The 3,895-nt window shown below is 68.9% G+C and carries 4 protein-coding genes and 1 pseudogene; 1 reads left to right on the plus strand and 4 read right to left on the minus strand.

Features of this window, described 5'->3' with window-relative positions:
* Positions 1–202 precede the first annotated feature (202 nt).
* Positions 203–658: a hypothetical protein gene (locus LPC04_RS28980; RefSeq protein ID WP_275685816.1), complete on the plus strand. Its 456-nt coding sequence runs from the start codon at positions 203–205 to the stop codon at positions 656–658.
* Between the two features lie 36 nt (positions 659–694).
* On the opposite strand, the gene phaZ is transcribed toward LPC04_RS28980, so the two are convergent.
* From phaZ to LPC04_RS29000, 4 genes and pseudogenes are all read right to left on the minus strand, one after another.
* The gene (phaZ, locus tag LPC04_RS28985; RefSeq protein WP_275685817.1) at positions 695–1,567 is read right to left on the minus strand and encodes a poly(3-hydroxyalkanoate) depolymerase; all 873 of its coding nucleotides are present in this window, start codon (positions 1,565–1,567) and stop codon (positions 695–697) included.
* Positions 1,564–3,306 (minus strand): alpha/beta fold hydrolase, encoded by a 1,743-nt coding sequence (locus tag LPC04_RS28990; RefSeq protein ID WP_420854787.1) that lies wholly within the window; start codon positions 3,304–3,306, stop codon positions 1,564–1,566. Before LPC04_RS28990 ends, phaZ begins: the two co-directional genes overlap by 4 nt.
* A gap of 3 nt (positions 3,307–3,309) precedes the next feature.
* Positions 3,310–3,762: a MaoC family dehydratase gene (locus tag LPC04_RS28995; RefSeq protein WP_275685818.1), complete on the minus strand. Its 453-nt coding sequence runs from the start codon at positions 3,760–3,762 to the stop codon at positions 3,310–3,312.
* A 9-nt stretch (positions 3,763–3,771) separates the two neighbouring features.
* A pseudogene (locus LPC04_RS29000) lies at positions 3,772–3,895 on the minus strand (electron transfer flavoprotein subunit alpha/FixB family protein); the annotation flags it as partial.

A 3,895-nucleotide genomic window follows, 5' to 3' on the forward strand; every position in this document is an offset into this window, starting at 1 on the left:
ACGCTGAACTTCGCGTCGGTCAAGGTCGACTACGTCGAGCAGAAGAAGGACGGCAGCGCCGGCGACAAGCCGTCGATGAACTGGAACATCGCCGAGAACTCGAAGGACTGATCGGCGCGCTCGTCGCCGCTGGCCGCGCGGGATCCTGGCGCAGGATCCCGCGAGTTCCGCCGGACCGCCCCACTCGCCAAGGAAGAAGACCGTGCCGAAACAACGCAACGAGATGTCGAGCAAGGACATCAAGAAGGCCGCCAATACCTTCGCCAATCTCCACAAGGACGAGGTCGGCCGGATGCTCTCGCTCGCCCTCGACGGCCAGGAGCAGGTATTCGCCACCAGCAGCCCGGTGGGCGGCGTCGCCAGCCCCACCAACCCGTGGCCGACCTACCTGGCCGAGTTCGCGCCCAAGCTGCCATGGCTCGGCATGACACAGGGTGTTCCAACGAGGCCGTTCTCCACCTGCGCCGAAGCGCACGTGTGGATGGAGCTGATGGGCCGCGGCAAGAACCCGCGCAGCTACACGCTCGTGTCGTTCAACGGCGACGGCATCATCGCGTCGCCTTGCGCGAACTGCGCGAAATGGGTCGAGCGCGCGTTCGGCGGCGTCTACAAGGAAACGCCGGCCTACGAGGGGCGGACGCGGCAGTTGCCGAACTGAGGACTTCGCGCTGACCCGAACCGGCGATCCCCGCGCCTAGGGACGACCGCTGCCCGCATCCGCCAGCTCGTCGCCCGCGTCGGCCAGGAACCGGCGGACGACGGGCGCCACTTCGCGCGCGCTGCTGACCAGGAAGAGGTGTCCGTCATCGACGAGATGGAGCCGCGAGCGCCGTATCAGGCGGGACAGGATCCGGGCGTTGACCAGCGGGATGATCGGATCGTCGGTGCCGTGCATGACCAGCGTCGGCTGGCGCAGGCTGCGCAGCCACCAGAGGCTGCTCCAGCCCCAGCCAGCCATCAGCTGGTAGGCATAGCCACGCCCGCGCGGCGGGCGGATGCCCCGGCCGTGATCGCGCAGCAGGCGTGGATCGCGCCGGTAGCCGCCGCCATACAGCTCGCCCCCGATCGCGTCGAGATAGGCGGGGTCGCGATAGCGGCGCGGATTGACCAGCCTCAGCATGACCGACAACCGCCCCGGAACCATGATCGCGCCCGCGGACGTGGCGGCAAGGACAAGCCGTCGGCATCGCTGCGGGAACTGGTGCGCGAACTGCTGCGCGAGCGCCCCGCCCCAGGACACGCCCAGGACGTCGACCTGGCCCGAATAGCCGAGCCTGGACACCAGCTTGTCCGCCAGCCTGGCCAGCGACGAGAACCGATAGGGCAGCAGCGGCGTCGGGGATCCGCCGACGCCCGGGATGTCGAAGATGACGACTTCGACGCCCGGCATCGCCGAGATGAAGGGCTCGACGAGTTCCAGGTTGGCGCCGACCCCGTTGAAGATCAGCAGCGGCGTCGTCCCCGCGTCGCCATGCCGGACGCCCACGCGCAGGCGCTGGCCATCCACGTCGACGCGCCGGATTTCCACGGCACCCGCGAACCCGGCCTTGTCGCGGCCGGCGGTCATGCCTCGACGACGTATTTGCCGGGCGCCGGCGCACCGGGCCGCAGGCGCCGGCTCCCGAGCGACTTCGGCGCCGGCCGCATCGCGCCGGAGCGCGCCGCCAGCCACTCGCGCCAGTGCTCCCACCACGAGTCGGACATGGCGCTCGCGCCGGCGAGCCAGTCGTCCGCCGTCTCCGGCAGGTCGGACCGGACATGGAACCGGGCCTTCGGATTTCCCGGCGGATTGATCAGGCTCTGGATGTGGCCGCTGGAGCTGAGGACGAACTCCGTCTTGCCGCCGAACGCGCGCGCCGTCTCGTAGACGCCCTTCCACGGCGTGATGTGGTCCGTCGTTCCCGCGAGCACGTACTTGTCGCAGGTCACCTGGGCCAGGTCGACGGGCGTGCCCAGCACCTCGAGCCCGCCGGGCCGATGCAGGAGGCCGTCGGCGAAGATGTCCAGCAGCTGCCCATGGAAGCGCGCGGGCAGCCGGGTCGTGTCGTTGTTCCAGTAGAGGATGTCGAAGGCCGGCGGCCGATTGCCCATCAGGTAGTTGTTGACCCAGTAGTTCCACACGAGGTCGTTGGGACGCAGCCAGGCGAAGACGCGCGCCATCTCCCGGCCTTCCAGCACGCCCTTGGAGGCCGTCCGCTTCTTCGCCGCGGCCACGGCCTTGGGCGTGAGGAACAGGCACAGCTGCGAGTCCGCGCACTGGCCCAGCACCGCCACCATCAGCGTCGCCGCGTGGACGACCGGCTTGTCCTTCGCGGCGAGGTAGCCGAGCAACGCGGCCATGGTCATGGCGCCCGAGCACGCGCCGTGCAGGTTCACGTCGTCGGACCCCGTGATCTGGCGCACCGCGTCGATCGCCTCGAGCAGCGCCGTCACGTAGGTGTCCATGTCCCAGTCGCGTTGCACCGCGGTGGGGTTGCGCCAGCTGACGACGAAGGTCTGGAAGCCGCTGTCCAGCATGTATTGGACGATGCTCCGGCCGGGGGCGATGTCGAAGACGTAGAACTTGTTGATCTGCGGCGGCACGATCAGCTGCGGCCGGACGTGGACCTGCGGCGTCGTCGGCGCGTACTGGATCAGCTCCAGCACGTCGTTGCGGAACACGACGGCGCCCGCCGACAGCCCGATGTTGCGGCCGACCTCGAAGGCCTGCTTGTCCACCTGCGCCGGCATGCCGCGGTTCTCGACCATGTCCGACAGCATGTTGCGCAGGCCGCTCAGCAGGCTGGCGCCGCCGCGGTCGACCACCTTCTTCAACGCCGCCGGGTTCCCCGCCAGCGAATTGGTCGGCGCCAATGCCTCGGTCACCATCGACATCGCGAAGCGCGCGCGCGCCTTGTTGTCGGCGTCCATCGACGACTTGTCGACGAAGCCGGACAGCGCCTGGCCCCACGCCACGTAGCCCTGGAGAAGCCTGCGGTAGAACGGGTTCGTCTGCCACGCCGGATCGGCGAAGCGCTTGTCGCCCTTGCCGATGTCCAGCTCGGATTGGCCTGCCAGCACCGAGATCAGTTCGCGCGCCAGGATGGCCTCCTGTTCCAGCAGCAGGGCCGGCTGCTTCGCAGCCTGCAGCCCGATCTTGCGCGACGACGCGAGGACATCGCGCCAGCGCAGGCCCACGAACGGATTCGGGCCGAGCATTCCCTCGGTCGCACTCGCGGCGAGATCGTTGACCGGGACCACCGCTGCCGCTGCCGGTGCCGGTGCGGGCTTGCGCCGGGTGGCGACTGGCGTCTTCTTCGCTGCCATGGCTCAAGCCCCCGTGACCAGCACCAGCGCAGCGGCGATCAGCGCCGGCCTGGTCTCGCCATCGATCTCGATCGTGTTCTCGGTCGCGATCAGCAGGCGACCCTGGCCCTTGTCCTCGATGGACAGCAGCCGGATGCGATTGCGCACGCGCGAGCCGACCTTCACGGGCGACAGGAAGCGCACCTTGTCGAGGCCGTAGTTGAGCGCCTGCGCGACACCCAGCGGCCGCGTCAGGACTTCGAACGTGGACGGCGCGATCAGCGACAGCAGCAGGTAGCCATGCGCGATGGTGGCGCGCAGCGGGCTCTCGGCGCGCGCGCGTTCGACGTCGACATGGATCCACTGGTGGTCACCGGTGCACTCCGCGAAGCGGTCGATGCGCGGCTGGGCCAGCGTCTCCCACGCGGAGACGCCGAGTTCGGTTCCGACATGCTCGTGAAGATCGGCGAGGTTCATGTCCGGCTCCTAGAACTGCGTCATCATTTCGGGCACGGCGACGAACAGGTCGGCGACGAGCCCGTAGTCGGCCACCGAGAAGATCGGCGCTTCCTCGTCCTTGTTGATCGCGACGATCACCTTCGAGTCCTTC

Origin of the sequence: Scleromatobacter humisilvae (genome assembly GCF_023231945.1) — a bacterium.
Classification (GTDB): Bacteria; Pseudomonadota; Gammaproteobacteria; order Burkholderiales; family Burkholderiaceae_C; genus Scleromatobacter; species Scleromatobacter humisilvae.